Source organism: Cupriavidus sp. 291-E7 (assembly GCF_057798835.1).
On record NZ_JBYOJV010000018.1, the window covers coordinates 1 to 19,553 of the forward strand.

General features: G+C 64.6%; 16 protein-coding genes. 4 read left to right on the forward strand and 12 right to left on the reverse strand.

The window, feature by feature from the left end:
* The 9 genes from AC3FLX_RS25835 to rpsB form a co-directional block, all read right to left on the reverse strand.
* A partial coding sequence (locus tag AC3FLX_RS25835) for a POTRA domain-containing protein (RefSeq protein WP_488700191.1) occupies nt 1-672 on the reverse strand: 672 nt, incomplete at its 3' end.
* Nucleotides 673-832: 160 nt separating this feature from the next.
* Nucleotides 833-2,230 (reverse strand): RIP metalloprotease RseP, encoded by a 1,398-nt coding sequence (gene rseP, locus AC3FLX_RS25840; protein ID WP_488699729.1) that lies wholly within the window; start codon nt 2,228-2,230, stop codon nt 833-835.
* A gap of 43 nt (nt 2,231-2,273) precedes the next feature.
* Entirely contained in the window at nt 2,274-3,452 is a 1,179-nt protein-coding gene (ispC, locus tag AC3FLX_RS25845) for a 1-deoxy-D-xylulose-5-phosphate reductoisomerase (RefSeq protein WP_488699730.1), read from the reverse strand.
* Between the two features lie 23 nt (nt 3,453-3,475).
* A complete protein-coding gene (locus AC3FLX_RS25850; RefSeq protein WP_488699731.1) occupies nt 3,476-4,297 on the reverse strand; it encodes a phosphatidate cytidylyltransferase in 822 nt (273 codons plus the stop codon).
* A gap of 42 nt (nt 4,298-4,339) precedes the next feature.
* Entirely contained in the window at nt 4,340-5,110 is a 771-nt protein-coding gene (uppS, locus tag AC3FLX_RS25855; RefSeq protein ID WP_488700192.1) for an undecaprenyl pyrophosphate synthase, read from the reverse strand.
* A 52-nt stretch (nt 5,111-5,162) separates the two neighbouring features.
* On the reverse strand, nt 5,163-5,723 hold the full coding sequence (gene frr, locus AC3FLX_RS25860) for a ribosome recycling factor (protein ID WP_488700193.1): 561 nt from the start codon (nt 5,721-5,723) through the stop codon (nt 5,163-5,165).
* A 108-nt stretch (nt 5,724-5,831) separates the two neighbouring features.
* Complete coding sequence (gene pyrH, locus AC3FLX_RS25865) at nt 5,832-6,542, reverse strand: UMP kinase (RefSeq protein WP_066735314.1); 711 nt, start codon at nt 6,540-6,542, stop codon at nt 5,832-5,834.
* Nucleotides 6,543-6,846: 304 nt separating this feature from the next.
* Nucleotides 6,847-7,725 carry a translation elongation factor Ts gene (gene tsf, locus AC3FLX_RS25870; RefSeq protein WP_488700194.1) on the reverse strand — a complete coding sequence of 293 codons (879 nt, stop codon included), beginning with the start codon at nt 7,723-7,725 and terminating at the stop codon, nt 6,847-6,849.
* Nucleotides 7,726-7,891: 166 nt separating this feature from the next.
* The gene (gene rpsB / locus AC3FLX_RS25875; protein ID WP_124684147.1) at nt 7,892-8,635 is read right to left on the reverse strand and encodes a 30S ribosomal protein S2; all 744 of its coding nucleotides are present in this window, start codon (nt 8,633-8,635) and stop codon (nt 7,892-7,894) included.
* Between the two features lie 333 nt (nt 8,636-8,968).
* Between rpsB and map the strand changes: the two genes are divergently transcribed.
* The 3 genes from map (at nt 8,969) to AC3FLX_RS25890 (ending at nt 14,343) form a co-directional block, all read left to right on the forward strand.
* A complete protein-coding gene (gene map / locus AC3FLX_RS25880; protein WP_488700195.1) occupies nt 8,969-9,787 on the forward strand; it encodes a type I methionyl aminopeptidase in 819 nt (272 codons plus the stop codon).
* A gap of 80 nt (nt 9,788-9,867) precedes the next feature.
* The gene (locus tag AC3FLX_RS25885; protein WP_488700196.1) at nt 9,868-12,441 is read left to right on the forward strand and encodes a [protein-PII] uridylyltransferase; all 2,574 of its coding nucleotides are present in this window, start codon (nt 9,868-9,870) and stop codon (nt 12,439-12,441) included.
* 36 nt (nt 12,442-12,477) lie between these two features.
* Complete coding sequence (locus AC3FLX_RS25890; RefSeq protein WP_488700197.1) at nt 12,478-14,343, forward strand: pseudouridine synthase; 1,866 nt, start codon at nt 12,478-12,480, stop codon at nt 14,341-14,343.
* Nucleotides 14,344-14,402: 59 nt separating this feature from the next.
* Here the strand turns inward: AC3FLX_RS25890 and AC3FLX_RS25895 are convergent, their stop codons facing one another.
* A complete protein-coding gene (locus tag AC3FLX_RS25895) occupies nt 14,403-15,293 on the reverse strand; it encodes a helix-turn-helix transcriptional regulator (RefSeq protein WP_488700198.1) in 891 nt (296 codons plus the stop codon).
* A 114-nt stretch (nt 15,294-15,407) separates the two neighbouring features.
* Between AC3FLX_RS25895 and AC3FLX_RS25900 the strand changes: the two genes are divergently transcribed.
* Nucleotides 15,408-16,865, forward strand: a complete 1,458-nt coding sequence (locus AC3FLX_RS25900) for an MFS transporter (RefSeq protein ID WP_488700199.1) — start codon at nt 15,408-15,410, stop codon at nt 16,863-16,865.
* On the opposite strand, the gene def is transcribed toward AC3FLX_RS25900, so the two are convergent.
* On the reverse strand, nt 16,853-17,386 hold the full coding sequence (gene def, locus AC3FLX_RS25905; protein WP_488700200.1) for a peptide deformylase: 534 nt from the start codon (nt 17,384-17,386) through the stop codon (nt 16,853-16,855). The genes AC3FLX_RS25900 and def overlap by 13 nt on opposite strands.
* Entirely contained in the window at nt 17,383-19,545 is a 2,163-nt protein-coding gene (ligA, locus tag AC3FLX_RS25910) for an NAD-dependent DNA ligase LigA (RefSeq protein ID WP_488700201.1), read from the reverse strand. Before ligA ends, def begins: the two co-directional genes overlap by 4 nt.
* Between the last annotated feature and the right edge of the window lie 8 nt (nt 19,546-19,553).

Below are 19,553 nucleotides of genomic sequence, written 5' to 3' on the forward strand. Positions count from 1 at the left end.
CTTCTGCTTGGAATAGAGATCGTTCTTCGTGTACCAGGACAGCCAGTTCGGTGTGGACAGCTGCATCTCGTCGCGCAGCGTGCTTTCCTTGAAAGCCTTGTTGCCGACGATATTGATCTGACGGATCTTGGCGACCGGGCCTTCCTCGACGTTGAACACCACGGACACGCGATTGCGGTCCACCGGTGTCACGGTGGTCTGGACCTCGGCCGCGTAGTAGCCGCGGGCCACGTACTGGCGCTTCAGTTCCTGCTCGGCCTTGTCGATCAGCGCCTTGTCGTAGTAACGCGCCTCGGCTACGCCCACGGCACGCAGCGAGCGGCGCAGCGTGTCCTTGTCGAATTCCTTGATGCCGACGAATTCCAACTGGGAGATTGCCGGGCGTTCCTCGACCTGCACGACCAGCACGCCATCTTCGGCGCGGATCTGCACGTCCTTGAAAAAGCCGGTATTGTAGAGCGCGCGAATCGCATCGGCGCCTTTGTCGTCGGTGAACGTCTCGCCGACTCGAACCGGAAGATAGCCGAAGACCGTACCCGGCTCCACGCGCTGCAGGCCTTCAACGCGAATATCCTTGACCACAAACGGATCTGCGGCCCAACCCACCGGGCTCCATGCCGCAATAATGGCACTCGTCAGCAAGCTCAGCGAGATGCGCTTATTTCTGATCAAAGTCGATCCCCTCTTCCTCATCGATTTCATGCAGGGTGTTGGCTCCAACGCCGATTGCAGCTACGCCTGACAATACCGGCAAGACTGATCCCGCCCGACGGGGAAAACCCCCTCGGAATGCGACCGCCCCCGGCCGACAGACGTTTCCGGCTGCGCGAAACTAGCCGCGCGCAAGAAACAGTCGGCTGACGTCATTGAACAAAGCGAGTGAGGTCAGGAGCAAGATGCACGCGATGCCGACCTTCTGCAGCATCGCTTGCCAGTGGTCTGGTACAGGCCTGCCAGTCAAAAATTCCACGCAATAATACAGCAAATGCCCCCCATCCAGCACCGGAATAGGTAACAAATTCAGTACACCGAGGCTGACACTGACCAGCGCAAGGAAGCTCACGAACGGCTGCCAACCCATGTTGGCGGCACGGCCGGCATAGTCGGCCACGGTCAGCGGGCCGCTCAGATTCTGCAGCGATGCCTGGCCGATCAGCATTTTGCCAAGCAGCTTCAATGACAGCGTGCTGGTGCTCCAGACCTGGTCCGCCGCGCGCGCCAGCGCCTGCGTGAACGGATATCGCACGATCTCGGTCTGCACGGCCTGGTTCAGCGCCGCGCCCAGCTTGCCGACCATCGCGGGTGCGGCCCCTTCGGTTTCGGCCTTGCCGCCCGGAGCGGCATCCAGTTTCACGGCCACGTCCAGACGCCGGCCTTCGCGTTCGATGCCAAGCGTGACTTCCTGCCCCGGCCGTGCCCGCACGCCGCGAATCAGCTCGCCCGCCTGGCTCAGCGGCTGGCCTTGCCAGGCCACGATCCTGTCCCCGCCGCGCAGGCCAGCCCGCTGGGCGGCCGAATCCGCAACGATCTCGGTGATGGTGACTGGCCCGCCCTTCAGCGCCAGCCCAAGGGTGGCGAGGGGGTCTTGATCCGGGTTGCCGCCGGTATCCGGCAGGCGCCCAAGCGCGATATCCCGCTCGGCGCCGTCTGCACCGCGTACGTGCAATACCGCGCGTGCATCGCCGAATCCCTGGGCAAATACGGCCATGCGCAGGTCATTCCAGGAGCGAACCGGCTCAGTCTGGCCATTCGCTGCCAGCGACAGCACACGGTCGCCGTCGCGCACCCCTGCCTGCGCCGCCACCGTACCGGCTGCCGGCGTGGAAAGCACGGGCACCGGCTCGCGCATGCCGCCGGCGAAAAGCACCAGATACAGCGCAATGGCGAGGGCGAAATTGGCAAGCGGACCCGCCGCCACGATGACAAAACGCTTGCCAACGGGTTGCCGATTGAAGGCACGCGGCAGTTCGGCGGCGTCGATGGGCGGATCGGTCTCCGGGTCCCGCTCGCGCTCGTCGAGCATCTTGACGTAGCCGCCGAGCGGAATGGCTGCCAGCGTCCACTCGGTGCGGTCGCGCCCCTTGCTGACCCAGCGCGCCAGCGGCCGGCCGAAACCGATCGAGAACCGCAGGACCTTGACCCCGCAAGCGCGCGCGGCCAGATAGTGGCCCATCTCATGCACGAAGATCAGGACACAGAGGGCGACGACAAAGGCGATCACGGTTTGCATGGCAAGTCCCCCTTTCCAGATCCGGGCCGGGCCGTGATACCGATCAACGGCTGGCCAGTTGTTTCAGCAACGCCTGGGCGGCACCGCGTGCCGCGGCATCGGCCGCCAGTACACCCTCGAGCGAAGCGGATTCGCCCTCGGCGGGCTGCTCCAGCACATCAGCCACCACGCGAGCGATATCCGTAAACCGGATACTACCGGCCAGGAAGGCCTCCACGGCTACCTCATTTGCAGCATTCAGCACGGCCGGCGCAACCCCGCCAGCTCGCAATGCATCAAAGGCTAACCCGAGGCACGGGAACCGCTCAAGGTCAGGAATCTCAAAATGGAGTCCGCCCGCAACGGTCAGGTCCAGTGGCGTCACGCCCGAATCGATGCGCTCCGGATAGGCCATCCCGTAGGCAATCGGCGTGCGCATATCGGGGTTGCCGAGCTGCGCCAGCACCGAACCGTCGGCGTAGGCCACCATCGAATGCACGATGCTCTGAGGGTGGATCAGCACCTCGATCTTGTCCGCCGGCGCGCCGAACAGCCAGTGGGCCTCGATGACCTCAAGCCCCTTGTTCATCATCGTGGCCGAGTCGACCGAGATCTTGCGCCCCATCACCCACTTCGGATGGGCACAAGCCTGGTCCGGCGTGATGTCGTGCAGGGTCGCCGGATCGCGGGTCCGGAACGGGCCGCCCGACGCCGTCAGTAGCACCTTCGACACCCCCGCGCCATAACGCGGATCGCTGGTCGGCAGGCACTGGAAAATGGCGTTGTGCTCGCTATCGATCGGCAGCAGCGTGGCGCCGTGATGGTGCACCGCATCCATGAAGATGCTGCCCGACATCACCAGCGATTCCTTGTTGGCCAGCAGCACGCGCTTGCCCGCGCGCGCAGCCGCCAGCGACGAGCGCAGGCCCGCAGCGCCCACGATGGCGGCCATCACCGCATCGGTTCCTGCGTCCGAGGCGATCGAATCCAGCGCCTCCGGACCGTAGCCGACCTCGGTAGTCACGCCGGCCGGACGTAGCTTGCCTTCGAGTTCGCGTGCCGCTTCAGCCGATCCGACCACCGCCCGCGCCGGGCGAAACTCCACACATGCGGCAGCCAGCTTATCCACCTGCCGATGAGCGCTGAGCGCATGCACCGTGTAACGGTCCGGATGGCGGCGCACCACATCCAGCGTGCTTTCACCGATGGAGCCCGTGGCGCCCAGAATCGTAATGCGTTGCATATAACAGAGGAATTCAGTTGTGTTCAGACCCAGGCCAGCAGCAGCGCCGCCAGCGGAAACACCGGGATCAGCGCGTCGATGCGATCCAGGATACCGCCGTGGCCCGGCAGCAGCCGGCTGCTGTCCTTGATGCCAGTCTGGCGCTTGAGCAGCGATTCGAAAAGATCACCGACCACACTGGCCGCGACCAGCAGTGTCGTCAGCATGGCCAGCAAGCCGAGACCGCCCTTATCGGCGATCAGCGAATACCAGGTGGGAGCGAATGCATGGCTGGCCGCCAGGCCCAACGCCACGATCATCGCCAGCAGCCAGCCGCCAATCGCGCCTTCCCAGGACTTGCCCGGGCTGATGGTCGGCGCCAGCTTGCGTTTGCCGATTGCCTTACCGACGAAATAAGCGCCGATGTCGGCAGCCCACACCAGCACCGCGGCGGTCAGCAGCACGCCCACGCCGGCGGCGCGAAGCACCATGACCGCATGACCGAATGCCGGCAGCATGATCAGCCCGAGCACGACGCCCAGCACGGTGAAGCCCGGCGTTGCCTTGCGTACGCCCCGCGCAAGCAGGACCAGCGCCACGCCCCACGCTACGAGCGAAGCCTCAAGCAGCCAGTCGATCGCGTAGCCGGACGGGGCCAGATGCCAGGCCACCAGCGCCAGCAGGCAAACCACCGCGTAAACATAGGGCCAGGGCCGCGGCAGGCCGATCAGGCGGCCGAACTCCCAGCCACCCAGCAGCACGATGACCGCCACCAGCACCGCCAGCGCCGAAGGTGGCGCCAGGAACAGGATCGGCAGGATCAACAGCAACAGGCATACGGCGGTGATAACGCGGGTCAGAAGCATGCGGCTGCGGTTCCCGTGGGTGGTAAGAAGGTGCGGGCAGGCTCAGGCCGTTCCCGACAGGCCCGGCGCCACCACTTGGGCGCTGGTCCGGCCAAAGCGGCGTTCGCGCTGGCGGTAGGACGCAAAGGCCTTGTCGAGCTCGGCGGCATCGAAATCGGGCCAGAACGTGTCGGTGAAATACAGCTCGGTGTACGCAAGCTGCCAAAGCAGGAAATTGCTGATGCGCTGCTCGCCGCCCGTGCGAATGAACAGGTCCGGCTCCGGCGCATAGGACATTGCCAGGTGCGGCGCCAGCAGCGACTCATCGATCGACTCGCCTTCGAGCATCGGCGAGCGGGCCAGCATCTTGCGCATGGCCTGCAGGAGGTCCCAGCGGCCGCCATAGTTGGCCGCGATGGTCACGGTCAGGCCGGTATTGCCGGCCGTGCGGGCCTCCGCGTCCTTGATCATCTGCTGGATACGCGGACTGAAACGCGCCAGGTCGCCAACCACCCGCAGGCGGATGTTGTTGGCGTGCATCTTGACCACCTCGCGGCGCAGGGCCGTCATGAACAGGCGCATCAGGAAGGACACCTCGTCCGCGGGACGGCGCCAGTTCTCTGAGCTGAATGCAAACAGCGTCAGGTACTGTACGCCGCGTGAGGCGCAGGCCTGCACGATTTCGCGCACGGTATCCAGACCACGCGTGTGGCCGGCCACACGCGGCAGGTGACGCTGCGTCGCCCAGCGGCCGTTGCCATCCATGATGATGGCAACGTGTCGTGGCACATAAGTGGTATCGGGAACGCCGAGCGTCGAACTGATATGCTGCATGGATTCGCGGACGGTGCGTGACTACCCCGGCGGACGGGCCGCCGGGACGGCCTTACACCGTCATGATCTCCTTCTCTTTCTCGGCGACAAGCTTGTCGATCTCGCTCACGTACTTGTCCGTCAGCTTCTGGACGTCGTCCGTGCCGCGGCGCTCATCGTCTTCCGAGATCGTCTTGTCCTTCACGAGCTTCTTGAACTGCTCGTTGGCGTCACGGCGCAGGTTGCGCACGGCCACCTTGGCACCCTCTGCCTCGCTCTTGACCACCTTGATCAGCTCCTTGCGGCGCTCTTCGGTCAGCGGAGGCATCGGTACGCGGATGACATCACCCATCGTTGCCGGGTTAAGGCCCAGGTCGGCGTCGCGAATCGCCTTTTCCACGGCCTGCACCATCTTCTTTTCCCACGGCTGCACGGTGATCGTGCGAGCATCGCCCAGGCCAACGTTGGCCACTTGGCTGATGGGTACCGGCGAGCCGTAATAGTCCACCTGAACGTGGTCCAGCAGACCGGTATGCGCGCGGCCGGTACGAATCTTCGCCAGATCGGCCTTGAAGGAATCGATCGACTTCTGCATTTTCTGCTCGGCGCTCTTCTTTGTGTCGGCGACGGTCATGTTTACCTCCGGAAAACAGCCAGACAGGATCCCGGCGGGCGGGATCGAAAATGAAACATTCTACTCTCAGGCCGGACCGAATCAGCATTTTGATGCGGTCCGGACCCATTAAACGTGCACTAGCGTACCTTCGTCCTCGCCCAGGATCACACGCTTCAGCGCACCCGGCTTAACGATGGAGAACACCTTGATCGGCAGCTTCTGGTCACGGCACAACGCAAACGCGGTGGCGTCCATCACCTGCAGATTGCGGGAAATGGCTTCGTCGAACGTGATCGTCGTATAGCGCGTGGCGCTCGGGTCCTTCTTGGGATCGGCCGTGTAGACGCCGTCCACCTTGGTGGCCTTGAGCACGATTTCCGCGCCGATTTCCGAACCGCGCAGCGCAGCGGCCGTATCGGTCGTGAAGAACGGGTTGCCGGTACCGGCGGCAAAGATCACCACCTTGCCCTCTTCGAGCTGGCGAATCGCACGCGGGCGGATATAAGGCTCGACCACCTGGTCCATGCGCAGGGCCGACTGCACGCGGCCCTCGATGTTGGCGTGGCGCATGGCATCCTGCAGCGCCAGTGCGTTCATCATCGTGGCCAGCATACCCATGTAGTCGGCCGTGGCACGGTCCATGCCGGCGGCACCGCCGGCCACGCCGCGGAAGATGTTGCCGCCGCCGATGACCACGGCCACCTGGACGCCAAGCTTCACGATTTCGGCAATGTCATTGACCATGCCTTCGATGGTCGCCCGGTTGATGCCGAAGGCATCGTCGCCCATCAGGGCCTCACCGGACAGTTTCAGAAGGACGCGCTTGTAGGCTGGCATGTTCACCCTCGGGCAGGTTCTAGATCGCTCGTTTGAACGAATGGATGGGCGCGGGCGGCACAAAGCAACGGATCACCGGCCGCGCATGAATTTGGACTACTCGACAGCAGGAAAGCCGGTTTTCGCCGTCATCTGCAGGCAACACCCCCTTAAAGGCGCGCTAACCGCAGGTGACTGCGAAAACTGACTAGCACGGCGCACACGGCGGCCGTACTTGTGCAGAGGGGCACCTTGCGGCGCCCCTCGGCATTATACGGTGGCGGGCTGGGCACCCTTTCAGGCAACCCGCCCCGCCACCCGGACATCAACCCTTCTGGGCGGCAGCCACCTGGGCGGCCACTTCAGCAGCGAAGTCGTCCTGCTTCTTTTCGATGCCCTCGCCCACCACGAACAGCGTGAAGCCCTTCACGTTGGTGTTGACGGCCTTCAGCATTTGTTCGACGGTCTGCTTGTCGTTCTTCACGAACGGCTGGTTCAGCAGCGACACTTCCTTCAGGTACTTCTGAACCGAACCTTCCACCATCTTGGCGGCGATTTCGGCCGGCTTGCCCGACTCGGCAGCCTTCTGCTCGGCAATGCTGCGCTCCTTGGCGATCAGCTCGGCCGGAACCTGTTCCGACGACAGCGACACCGGCTTCATGGCGGCCACGTGCATGGCCACGTCCTTGGCGGCCACTTCGTCGCCGTCGAACTCGACCATCACGCCGATGCGGGTGCCGTGCAGGTACGAAGCCAGCTTGCCGCCGTTGGCGTAGCGCACGAAGCGACGGATCGTCATGTTCTCGCCGATCTTGCCGATCAGGGCCGAGCGCACAGCGTCAACCGTCGAACCGTCCAGTTCCAGGGCCGACAGGGCTGCCACATCGGCCGGAGCCTGCTTGGCCACCAGCTCGGCAACCTTGGCACCGAAGCCCAGGAAGTCGTCGTTCTTCGACACGAAATCGGTTTCGCAGTTCAGCTCAACCAGCGCGCCGGTCGTGCCGTCGATGTACGTGACCACGATGCCTTCGGCGGTCACGCGCGAAGCGGCCTTGCTGGCCTTGTTGCCCAGCTTGACGCGCAGCAGCTCTTCAGCCTTGTCCAGGTCGCCGTCGGCTTCCGTCAGGGCCTTCTTGCATTCCATCATCGGCGCGTCGGTCTTCGCGCGCAGTTCTGCAACCATGCTTGCGGTAATTGCCGCCATTTGTCACTCCTTGATTGGTTGGCCTCATCCGCGGCGAATCATATCCGCGGCGGATGACAACTGAATCTGTTTGCAAAAAGGGGGCGCCAGAAGTGCCCCCTTTCTTGGTTGCCGCAAGGCAGGCGCCAGTGGCCGGTGTGCCCCGGCCTCAAGCGCCAGCGGGCAATCAGCCTTCCTGAACTTCGACGAATTCGTCGTCGCCGCGAGCGGCTTCCACCACTTCCTGCACCGCGTTGGCGCGGCCTTCCAGGATGGCGTCGGCAACACCGCGCACGTACAGGGCAACAGCCTTGCTCGAGTCGTCGTTACCCGGGATCACGTAGTCGATGCCTTCCGGCGTGTGGTTCGTGTCGACCACGCCGATCACGGGGATACCCAGCTTGTTCGCTTCGGTCACGGCGATCTTGTGGTAGCCGACGTCCACCACGAAGATGGCGTCAGGAACGCCGCCCATGTCCTTGATGCCGCCGATGGACTTTTCCAGCTTTTCCATCTCGCGCTCGAACATCAGCGCTTCCTTCTTGCTCATGGTTTCCAGCGCGCCGGCTTCCTTGGCGGCTTCCATGTCCTTCAGGCGCTTGATCGAAATCTTGACGGTCTTGAAGTTCGTCAGCATGCCGCCGAGCCAGCGGGCGTCGACGTACGGCATGCCAGCGCGGCCGGCTTCCTCAGCCAGGATCTCGCGCGATTGACGCTTGGTACCCACGAAAAGCACGGTGCCGCGGTTTGCTGCCAGCTGACGCACGTACTTCAGCGCGTCCTGGAACATCGGCAGGGTCTTTTCGAGGTTGATAATGTGGATCTTGTTGCGATGACCGAAGATGAAGGGGGCCATCTTCGGGTTCCAGAAGCGGGTCTGGTGGCCAAAGTGGCAACCGGCTTCCAGCATTTCGCGCATAGTCACGGACATGTGAGGTACTCCAAAAGGGTTGGGTCTGAAGTCCGCCCCGACATTCCTGAAAAGGAACACCCCGGATGGGCGGACCAGCGATTTACAAAAAGTAGCTAGCCGACTCACGGCACCTGTTTCCAGGCCAGCAGCAAGTCAGCCCGCGATTGTAGCAACAAAGCCGCCTTTCACTCAAGCCCCTTCGCAACCAGCCAGACGGGTACGGGCCGGCATGGCGGCCGCCGCGTTCGCCGTATTTCCCTGCTTTCTCGTCACGAAGGTGAGATAATCCCGCTTTGCGAACAGATTCAGGCGCAGTCAGTGGCTGGGCCATCACATTTCAGGCGAAGCAGCATGAGCATCCATATCAACACCGCCGAAGACATCGCCCAAATGCGCGTGGCTTGCCGCCTTGCCTCCGAAGTCCTCGACTACATTACCCCCTTCGTCAAGGCCGGCGTCACCACTGGCGAACTCGACCGTCTTTGCCACGCCTATATGCGTGACGTGCAAGGCACGGTGCCGGCGCCGCTGAACTACGCACCCCCGGGCTACCCGCCCTTCCCCGGCGCCATCTGCACGTCGGTCAACGACGTGATCTGCCACGGCATCCCGGGCGACCGCGTACTCAAGGGCGGCGACGTGGTGAACCTGGACATCACCGTCATCACCAAGGAAGGCTACTACGGCGACACCAGCCGCATGTTCGTCGTGGGCGAAGCGTCGATCCTGGCTAAGCGCCTGGCGCAGGTCACCTATGAATGCATGTGGAAGGGTATCCAGCAGGTGCGCAATGGCGCACGCCTGGGTGACATCGGCCACGCGATTCAGACGCACGCCGAAGCGGCGGGCTACACCGTGGTGCGCGAGTATTGCGGTCACGGCATCGGCAAGGTATTCCATTCCGATCCGCAGATCCTGCACTATGGGCGTCCGAACACCGGCATGGAAATCAAGTCCGGCATGATCTTCACCGTTGAGCCGATGATCAACGCCGGCAAGCGCGATATCCGCACCATGCCCGACCAATGGACGGTCAAGACGCGTGACCGCAGCCTGTCCGCCCAGTGGGAGCACACGATTGTGGTCACCGACACCGGATATGAAGTACTGACGCTGTCGGAAGGCTCACCCGTTCCGCCCGCGTTTATCACCGACACTGTAGCGGCCTGATCCCCGCACCGATTGCCAGGGCGCCCACCAAGGCGCCCTTTCTTCTTCCAGCCGTGCCCACGCCAACCTTCGACCCGCTCATGGACACCACGCCGGAACTGTTGCTCTGCCAGCGCATACGCGACACGCTCAAGGCCGACAAGCAGGCCCTGTTTGCCGATTTCGACGCCAACAACCAGGTGACGCCACTCGTGACCAGGCTGCGCCGCGCCGTCGATGCCGCGCTGATCGATGCCTGGACCAGCCTGGAACTGCCGAAGTCCGCCGCGCTGGTGGCGGTGGGCGGTTATGGCCGGGGCGAACTGTTTCCGCATTCGGACGTCGACGTGCTGCTGCTGCTGCGCGACGAGCCCGACAGCGAAACGGCCGGCAAGCTCGAACGCTTTATCGGCCTGTGCTGGGACCTGGGCCTGGAAATCGGCTCATCGGTGCGCACCGTGGATGACTGCATCCGCGAATCTGCCGCCGACATCACGATTCGCACGTCGCTGCTGGAAGCCCGCCTGCTGACTGGCAGCAAGACGCTGTTCGCGTCGCTGCAGACGCGCTATCAGGCCGACATGGACGCGGCCGACTTCTTCCAGGCCAAGCTGCTGGAACTGCGCCAGCGCCACGCCAAGTACCAGGACACGCCCTACGCGCTAGAGCCGAACTGCAAGGAAAGCCCGGGCGGCCTGCGCGACCTGCAGGTGATCCTGTGGATGACCAAGGCCGCGGGCCTGGGCGATAGCTGGAAAGAACTGTTCGAACGCGGCCTGCTGACCGAGCGCGAATCGCAGGAGCTGGCGCGCAACGAACGCCTGCTGCGCACGATCCGTGCACGGTTGCATCTGCTGGCCGGCCGCCGGCAGGACGTGCTGGTGTTCGACCTGCAGACCGCGCTGGCGGAATCGTTCGGCTATCGCCAGACCACGCACAAGCGTGCCAGCGAGCAGCTGATGCGCCGCTACTACTGGGCTGCCAAGGCTGTCACGCAACTGAACAGTGTGCTGCTTCTGAACATCGAGGCAATGCTGTTCCCGAGCGAGTCCAAAGTCACGCGCGTGATCAACGAGCGCTTCGTCGAGCGCCAGGGCATGCTGGAGATCACCAGCGACGACCTGTACGAGCAAAGCCCGCACGCGATCCTGGAAACGTTCCTGCTGTACGAACGCACTCCGGGCGTGAAAGGCCTGTCGCCCCGCACGCTGCGCGGCCTGTACAACGCGCGCACGGTGATGGACGCCAGCTGGCGCAACGACCCCGTGAACCGCAGGCTGTTCCTGGCCATCGTGCAGGAGCCGCAGGGCATCACGCACGCACTGCGCCTGATGAATCAGACCAGCGTGCTGGGTCGCTACCTGATCAATTTCCGCCGCATCGTCGGCCAGATGCAGCACGACCTGTTCCACGTGTACACCGTGGACCAGCACATCCTGATGGTCGTGCGCAATATGCGCCGGTTTGCCATCGTCGAGCACACGCACGAGTTTCCGTTCTGCAGCCAGTTGATGGCCGGTTTCGACCGGCCCTGGGTGCTGTGGGTGGCGGCGCTGTTCCACGACATTGCCAAGGGCCGTGGTGGCGATCATTCGAAGCTCGGCACGGTCGACGCGCGCCGCTTCTGCAAGCAGCATGGCATTTCGCGCGAAGACACCGATCTGATCGCATGGCTGGTCGAGCATCACCTGACCATGAGCCACGTGGCGCAAAAGCAGGACCTGACCGACCCCGAAGTGGTGAAGTCGTTCGCCGACGTCGTCGGCAACGAGCGCCACCTGACCGCGCTGTATCTGTTGACGGTGGCGGACATCCGCGGCACCAGCCCCAAGGTGTGGAACGCCTGGAAGGGCAAGCTGCTGGAAGACCTGTACCGCATCACGCTGCGCGTGCTGGGCGGCGCGAAGATCGACCAGCATTCGTTGTGGGCGCAGAAGCGTGACGACACCATCGCACAGCTGCGCCTGAAGGCGTTCGATCCCGATCTGGCCAAGCCGCTATGGAGCCGGCTCGACATGTCGTTCTTCATGCGGCACGATGCGCGCGACATCGCGTGGGTGACGCGGCACCTGTTCAACAAGGTGGACAGCGCCGACCCCGTGGTCAAGGCGCGCGTATCGCCCGCCGGCGAAGGGCTGCAGGTGGTGGTGTACGTGAAGGACCAGCCCGATCTCTTCGCACGCATCTGCGGATACTTCGAGCGCAAGGCGTTCTCGATTCAGGACGCCAAGATCGAGACCACGCGCGACGGCTACGCGCTGGACACCTTCCAGATCACCGACCCCGGCCTCGCGGGCGACTACCGTGACATCCTCGCGCTGGTCGAGCACGAACTGGCCGAGCGCGTGCGCCTGGAGTGCCCGCTGCCCGATCCGACGCAGGGCCGGTTGTCGCGCCAGTCGCGCAGCTTCCCGATCAAGCCGCGCGTGGACCTGCGCCCCGACGAGCGCGGCCAGTATTACCTGCTGTCGGTGTCCGCCAACGACCGCACCGGCCTGTTGTACGCGATTGCCCGCGTACTGGCCCAATACCGCGTGTCCGTACATTCGGCACGCATCAACACTCTCGGCGAACGCGTGGAAGACGTGTTCCTGGTCGACGGCTCGCGCCTGACTGCCGATAACCGATTGCAGATTCAAGTGGAACAGGATTTGCTCGACGCGCTGGCCATCTGATTTCACGATGGACGGCGCGCGAGCGCTTGGAAAGATATGACAGACAGCAATTCCCCCGGCCGCAAGACACTGGGCGTCAAGACCGCCACCTCGGGCGCGCCCCGCAAGGCTACCCGCCCCGTACGTGTGTCGGACCTGAACCGCAAGCGTGTGCAGGAAGTGGTCTCCGGCATCAAGCAGGCCAAGGAGCGGGCATCCGAAAAGGACAAGCGCAACGCGCCGTCCGAGGGCGCGCCACGCCAGGATCGGCAGGCACGCCCTGCCCGCCCGCGTCCCGCCGAAGGCGAACGCGCCCCGCGCCGCTTCGAAGGCGAACGCAGCGAACGTCCGCGCCGTTTTGAAGGTGAGCGCACCGAGCGTCCGCGTCGTTTTGAAGGTGAGCGCGATGAGCGTCCGCGTCGCTTTGAAGGTGAGCGCACTGAGCGTCCGCGTCGTTTTGAAGGTGAGCGCACCGAGCGTCCGCGTCGTTTCGAAGGCGAGCGCACTGAACGTCCGCGTCGCTTTGAAGGTGAGCGCGACGAACGTCCGCGTCGTTTCGAAGGTGAGCGCACTGAACGTCCGCGTCGCTTTGAAGGCGAGCGCGACGAACGTCCGCGTCGCTTCGAAGGCGAGCGCACCGAACGTCCGCGCCGTTTCGAAGGCGAGCGCGACGAACGTCCGCGTCGCTTCGAAGGCGAGCGCACCGAGCGTCCGCGCCGTTTCGAAGGTGAACGCGACGACCGTCCGCGCCGTTTCGAAGGCGAGCGTACCGACCGCCCGCGCCGCGTCGAAGGTGAGCGCACCGAGCGTCCGCGCCGCTTCGAAGGCGAGCGCGACGAGCGTCCGCGTCGTTTCGAAGGCGAGCGCACCGAGCGTCCCCGCCGTTTCGAAGGCGAGCGCGACGAACGTCCGCGTCGCTTCGAAGGCGAACGTACCGAACGCCCGCGCCGCTTTGGCGACGACGAGCGTACCGAACGTCCACGTCGCTTCGAAGGTGAGCGCACTGAGCGTCCGCGTCGTGACGACGCCGCGCCGCGTCGCGGCAATGCGCCGGCCCGCCGCTTCAGCGATACGTCCGACCGCGCCCGTCCGGCGCGTGCCGAGCGCACCGAGCGCGCGGCCCCGCCGCAAGCTCCTGCCGAACCCCGCGAAGACGGCCTGGTCCGTCTGTCCAAGCGCATGTCCGAACTGGGCCTGTGCTCGCGCCGCGAGGCCGATGAATGGATTCCTCGTGGTTGGGTGCTGGTGGACGGCGAGCCCATCACGGAGCTGGGCACCCGCGTTCGGCCCGATGCCGAGATCGAGATCCGCCAGGAAGCCCGCTCGGAACAAGGCGAGCGCGTGACCGTGCTGCTGAACAAGCCCGTCGGCTACGTCTCCGGTCAGGCTGAAGACGGCTACGAGCCGGCCGCCGTGTTGTTCACGGAAGAGAATCAGTGGGAAGAAGACCCGACCCGCAAGCGCTTTGCGCCGTGGCAGCGTAAGAACCTGGCCCCGGCAGGCCGACTCGACATCGACTCCACGGGTCTGCTGGTGCTAACGCAGGACGGTCGCGTCGCGCGCGCGCTGATCGGCGATGATTCAACCGTCGAAAAGGAATATCTCGTGCGCGTGGAGTGGGAATCGCCGCAAGGCGTGGTCGATCGCAATATCAGCGCTGTCTTTCCTGAAGACCTGCTCGAGCGCCTGCGCTTTGGCCTGTCGCTGGATGGCGTGGCACTGAAGCCCGCCAAGGTGAGCTGGCAGAACGAAGAGCAGCTGCGCTTTGTGCTGCGCGAAGGCCGCAAGCGTCAGATCCGCCGGATGTGCGAACAGGTCGGCCTGAAGGTCGTGGGCCTGAAGCGCGTGCGCATGGGCCGCATCGCCCTGGGCGATCTCCCGCCGGGCAAGTGGCGCTTCCTGGGCCAGTTCGAGAAGTTCTGATCGGTTGAATCACCGGTCACATACGCCCCTCTCCACCCGTTGGAGAGGGGAAAACCCACTCACACTCCCACCGGCGGCAGCTTTCGCAACGCCACCTCGGCCTGCTCATCGGCCGGCACATACACCAGCAGTCGCGCGCCATTGCGCGGCGCAGTCCAGAAATTGGTCTGGGTCAGATGAAAATCCCCGGTTTCCGGATGCGTGAAGCGTTTGGCATGGTTCTGGATGCCGCGCACCTGATACCGCTGCCAGACTATCTGAAAGGTCTCGGACACCGCCATATAGCGCGCCAGTTGCGCCTCCCATAGCGGGTCATGCACGTGCTCCGCCATCGCCGCGCGAAAGAGCGCGACCATATTGCAGACCATCCCTTCCCAATCGGGCACGGCCCTGCGCCAGGCCGGATGCGTCAACGCCAGGTAGATGCAGTTGCGGTCTTCAGGCGGCAGGCGATTGAGATCGATGCCCAGCAACCTGCAATACGCCTCGTTATACGCCGCGATATCGAAGCGGGCGTTCTGCACGAGCGCGGGAATCGGGTCGAGCTGATCGAGCAGCCTTTGGGTCGTCACCGATACCGTTTCACAAACCGAAGTCCCCGCCAGCGCGGCCGGCCGCTGCAGGCCCGCCAGCGTGAACAGGTGTTCGGTCTCAGTCGCCGAGCATTGCAGCGCGGCGGCCACCGCGTTCAGTACCTTCGGCGATACACGGATCGGCCGTCCCTGCTCCAGCTTCGTGTACCAGGTAATGCCGATATCGGCCATCGCGGCCACTTCCTCGCGCCGAAGGCCGGGTGTTCGGCGACGCCCCGCTCGTGCCAGACCTAGCCGCGCTGGGTCCAGACTTTCGCGGCGCGAGCGCAGGAACGCGCCAAGCTCGGCTTCCCTGCCGGTGCCGACAACGCCTTCCTCTGCAACTTCCAATACCGCGGGCTCCTGGCGGGCGTTCATGATGCTGCACTCCTGCTTAGGCTGACACAATTTATACCGGTCTAACTGGACTCTTGTACCAGTCTGAAACGATGACCATACTCCGGACCTCAAGCCTTGTCGAGGTCCGATTTCATGCAAGCCCCCGCTTCTTCCTCTCCGCCATCCCTCGGCCGCACCGGCCTCTATGTGCTGCTGGCCGGCCAGTTGCTGCCGCAGATCGATTTTTCGATCGTCAACGTGGCGCTGCACCCGATCGAGCATTCCCTGCACGCCACGCCAGCCGAGCTGGAACTGATGGTGGCGGTCTATGGCGTGGCGTTCGCCGTCTGCCTGGCGATGGGCGGCCGGCTTGGCGACAACTTCGGGCGCCGGCGCGTGTTCAATGCCGGCGTGCTGCTGTTCGGCATCGCCTCGCTGCTGTGCGGTGTGGCAGGTTCGATGCTGGTGCTGCTCGGCGCCCGGCTGCTGCAGGGTGCGGCGGCCGCGCTGCTGGTGCCGCAAATCCTGGCCACGATCCACGTGGGCCTGCGCGGCCATGCGCATTCACGCGCGCTGGCGCTGTTCGCCTCGGTGGGCGGTGTCGCGTTCATCATTGGCCAGGTGCTGGGCGGCTTTCTGGTGGATGCCGATATCGGCGGCCTGGGCTGGCGCAACGCTTTTCTGATCAACCTGCCCGTGTGCGCGGCCATTTTGCTGCTGTCCCCGCGCGTGATTCCGGAAACGCGCCGCGACAACGCAGCGGGTATCGACGTACCCGGCACCGCGCTGCTGGCGATGGTGATCCTGGCCATCCTGCTTCCGGTGGCGATGGGTCCGACGTTCCACTGGTCGTGGCCGCTGCTGGCCACGCTCGCGGCCGCGGCACCGCTGACGCTATGGCTCTGGCAGGTCGAAAAGCGCCAGGAACGGCGCGGCGTGCATCCGTTGCTGCCGCCTTCGCTGGTGCGGCTGCCGAGCCTGCGTTTCGGCTTCGTGGTGGCAATCCCGTTCTACGCGTGCTGGAGCGGCTTCATGTTCGTGCTCGCACTGGCCTTGCAAGGCGGCGGTAGCATGACGCCGACGATGGCCGGCAATACGTTCATCCCGCTGGGCGTGGCGTTTTCAGTGACTTCACTGCTGAGCCCGCGCGTGGTCAATCGTTGGGGACGCACGCGCGTGTTGCTGATGGGCTGTCTGGTGCAGATGGCCGGCATCGCGGCGCTGGCATGGACGCTGCGCCAGGTCTGGCCGCATCCCAATCTCGCCACGCTGGCCGCGCCAACCATGCTGATTGGCATTGGCAATGCACTGGTGGTGGGCTGCTTCTACCGTATTGGCCTAGCCGATATTCCGCACGACCAGGCCGGCGCCGGCAGCGCGGCGCTGGCGACGGTCCAGCAGGCTTCGCTGGGGCTTGGCTCCGCGCTGCTCGGCACCGTCTTCGCGCAGCAGCTCCATCACGGCCACAGCTACCTTGACGCCACGCTGGCCAGCTTGGCTACCGAGCTTTTGCTGATGGCGGCACTGGTAGCGGCGGCCTGGGTTTATCACATCCGGCACGGCCAGCCAGTGCTGGCCGCATGTGCCGCGTCTCCGGCTCAGTCGTCGTAGTTGGCCGGCAGTTCCGGGAACAGGACTTCCGTAAAGCCAAAGCGCGTGAAGTCCTTGATCCGCATCGGATACAGCACGCCGATCAGGTGATCGCACTCGTGCTGCACCACGCGCGCATGAAAACCATCGGCCACGCGCTCGATCGGCTTGCCCAGCATGTCGAAGCCCGAATACTTCAGGCGCACATGGCGCGGCACCACGCCGCGCAGCCCCGGCACGGACAGGCACCCTTCCCAGCCGTCTTCCATTTCGTCGGACAGCGGCTCCAGCACCGGATTGATCAGCACCGTTTTTGGCACCATCGGTGCATCCGGGTAACGCGGATTGCGATCGAAGCCGAAGATCACCACCTGCAGGTCCACGCCGATCTGCGGCGCGGCCAGGCCGGCGCCGTTGGCATGTTCCATCGTGTCGAACATGTCATCGATCAGCAGCCGCAGCTCCGGCGTGTTGAACTGCGTCACAGGCCGCGCCTTCTGCAGCAGGCGCGGATCGCCCATCTTCAAAATGTCGCGGATCATTGCGATTCTCCGTTATCGGTGGCGCCGGCATCGGCCCCAGCATCGGCCAGCAGCTTCAGCATGCCGTCTTCGTCCAGCACCGGCACACCCAGCGCCTGGGCCTTTTCCAGCTTGCTCCCAGCCTCGGCGCCGGCCACCACGTAGTCGGTCTTCTTCGATACCGAGCCGGCCACTTTCGCGCCAGCGGCTTCGAGCATTTCCTTGGCATCCTCGCGCGACATCGTCGGCAACGTGCCGGTCAGCACGACGGTCTTGCCAGCCAGCGGCAGCGGCGCACGCGCCGTTGGCTCCGATTCAACCCAGTGTACGCCCGCGGCGCGCAGCTGTTCGATGACCTCGACGTTATGCGACTCCGCCAGAAAATTGGCGATCGATTGCGCCACGACGGGGCCAACGTCATTGACTTCGAGCAGCGCGGCTTCGTCGGCCACCAGAAGGTTGTCGAGCTTGCCAAAGTGCTTCGCCAGGTCCTTGGCCGTGGCCTCGCCCACATGGCGAATGCCCAGCGCGAAGATGAACCGGTTCAGCGTGGTCTCGCGGGACTTCTCGATGGCCTCCACGAGATTCGTGGCGGATTTGTCGGCCATGCGATCCAGCGCGGCCAGCTTGGCCACGCCGAGCTTATAGAGATCGGCTGGCGTGCGGACGATGCCCATGTCCACCAGTTGCTCGACGATCTTGTCGCCCAGCCCGTCGATATCCATCGCCCGGCGTTGTGCGAAATGAATCAGCGCCTGCTTGCGCTGAGCCGCGCAGATCAGGCCGCCCGTGCAGCGGGCTATCGCCTCGCCTTCGAGCTTTTCCACGTGCGACCCGCACACCGGACATTCAACGGGCATCACAAACGCGCGCGCATCAGCAGGCCGGCGCTCCAGCACCACCGCCACCACTTCGGGAATCACGTCCCCGGCGCGGCGCACGATCACCGTGTCGCCAATATGCACGTCCTTGCGGCGAATCTCGTCCTCGTTGTGCAGCGTGGCGTTGGTCACAGTGACACCGCCGACGAACACTGGCGCCAGCCGCGCCACCGGCGTGATCGCACCGGTACGGCCGACCTGCACCTCGATGTCCTCGACGGTGGTCGTCATTTCCTGCGCCGGGAACTTGTGCGCCAGCGCAAAGCGCGGCGCGCGCGACACAAAGCCAAGCTGCTCCTGCTCGGGAATCGCGTTGACCTTGTAAACCACGCCATCGATGTCGTACGGCAACTGGTCACGGCGCTCGCCGATATCGCGATAGAACGACAGCAAGCCCTGCGCGCCCTTGACCACGCGGCGCTCGTCGCAGACCGGCAGGCCCAGCTTGGCAAAGCCGTCCATCATCACACTGTGCGTGGGCGGCCGGTCGGCGCCCTGCAACTCGCCCAATCCGTACGCGAAGAACGACAGCGGCCGCTTGGCCGTGATCCGGGGATCAAGCTGACGCAGGCTGCCCGCCGCGGCATTGCGCGGATTGACGAAGGTCTTCTCGCCGGCCTCGGCCTGGCGCGCGTTGAGCTTGTCGAAGTCGGCGCGGTACATGAACACCTCGCCGCGCACTTCCAGCACGGCCGGTGCCTTGCCGCGCAGCTTCAGCGGAATGGCCTTGATGGTGCGAACGTTGGCGGTCACGTCCTCGCCCGTTTCGCCATCGCCGCGCGTGGCGGCCTGCACCAGCTTGCCGTCCTCGTAACGCAGCGACATCGCCAGGCCATCGAACTTGAGTTCGCACGAGTATTCGACACCGCTGTCGGCCACGTCGGCGGCGCTGAACAGGTCTTCAGCCGGCGCGGCGACGGCACTCTTGCCCAGGCCCTGCGCGCAACGGCGATCGAAATTGACCACGTCGTCATCTTCGAAACCGTTGTTCAGCGACAGCATCGGTACGCGATGGCGCACCGTGTCGAACGCGGCCAGCGGCGCTCCGCCCACGCGCTGCGTCGGCGAATCGTCGGTCAGCAGTTCGGGATGCTCGGTTTCCAGTGCCTGAAGTTCGCTGAACAGTGCGTCGTATTCCGCGTCGGGAATCGTTGGCGCGTCGAGCACGTAATACTGGTAGCTGTGGCGTTCCAGTTCTGCACGCAGCCATTGCACACGTTCGGCGGGCGACGCATCGGCCGGCAACGGGCCTGCGGGCGCGGAGGCCGGAGCCTGCGCGCCCTGATTCTTGGCGTTCATACAGGCTC

Bases quoted from the DNA above. Each gene is read 5' to 3' on its own strand.
- rseP (WP_488699729.1), bottom strand. From the start codon at position 2,230: ATGCAAACCGTGATCGCCTTTGTCGTCGCCCTCTGTGTCCTGATCTTC.
- ispC (WP_488699730.1), bottom strand. From the start codon at position 3,452: ATGCAACGCATTACGATTCTGGGCGCCACGGGCTCCATCGGTGAAAGC.
- AC3FLX_RS25850 (WP_488699731.1), bottom strand. From the start codon at position 4,297: ATGCTTCTGACCCGCGTTATCACCGCCGTATGCCTGTTGCTGTTGATC.
- uppS (WP_488700192.1), bottom strand. From the start codon at position 5,110: ATGCAGCATATCAGTTCGACGCTCGGCGTTCCCGATACCACTTATGTG.
- frr (WP_488700193.1), bottom strand. From the start codon at position 5,723: ATGACCGTCGCCGACACAAAGAAGAGCGCCGAGCAGAAAATGCAGAAG.
- pyrH (WP_066735314.1), bottom strand. From the start codon at position 6,542: ATGCCAGCCTACAAGCGCGTCCTTCTGAAACTGTCCGGTGAGGCCCTG.
- tsf (WP_488700194.1), bottom strand. From the start codon at position 7,725: ATGGCGGCAATTACCGCAAGCATGGTTGCAGAACTGCGCGCGAAGACC.
- rpsB (WP_124684147.1), bottom strand. From the start codon at position 8,635: ATGTCCGTGACTATGCGCGAAATGCTGGAAGCCGGTTGCCACTTTGGC.
- map (WP_488700195.1), top strand. From the start codon at position 8,969: ATGAGCATCCATATCAACACCGCCGAAGACATCGCCCAAATGCGCGTG.
- AC3FLX_RS25885 (WP_488700196.1), top strand. From the start codon at position 9,868: ATGGACACCACGCCGGAACTGTTGCTCTGCCAGCGCATACGCGACACG.
- AC3FLX_RS25890 (WP_488700197.1), top strand. From the start codon at position 12,478: ATGACAGACAGCAATTCCCCCGGCCGCAAGACACTGGGCGTCAAGACC.
- AC3FLX_RS25895 (WP_488700198.1), bottom strand. From the start codon at position 15,293: ATGAACGCCCGCCAGGAGCCCGCGGTATTGGAAGTTGCAGAGGAAGGC.
- AC3FLX_RS25900 (WP_488700199.1), top strand. From the start codon at position 15,408: ATGCAAGCCCCCGCTTCTTCCTCTCCGCCATCCCTCGGCCGCACCGGC.
- def (WP_488700200.1), bottom strand. From the start codon at position 17,386: ATGATCCGCGACATTTTGAAGATGGGCGATCCGCGCCTGCTGCAGAAG.
- ligA (WP_488700201.1), bottom strand. From the start codon at position 19,545: ATGAACGCCAAGAATCAGGGCGCGCAGGCTCCGGCCTCCGCGCCCGCA.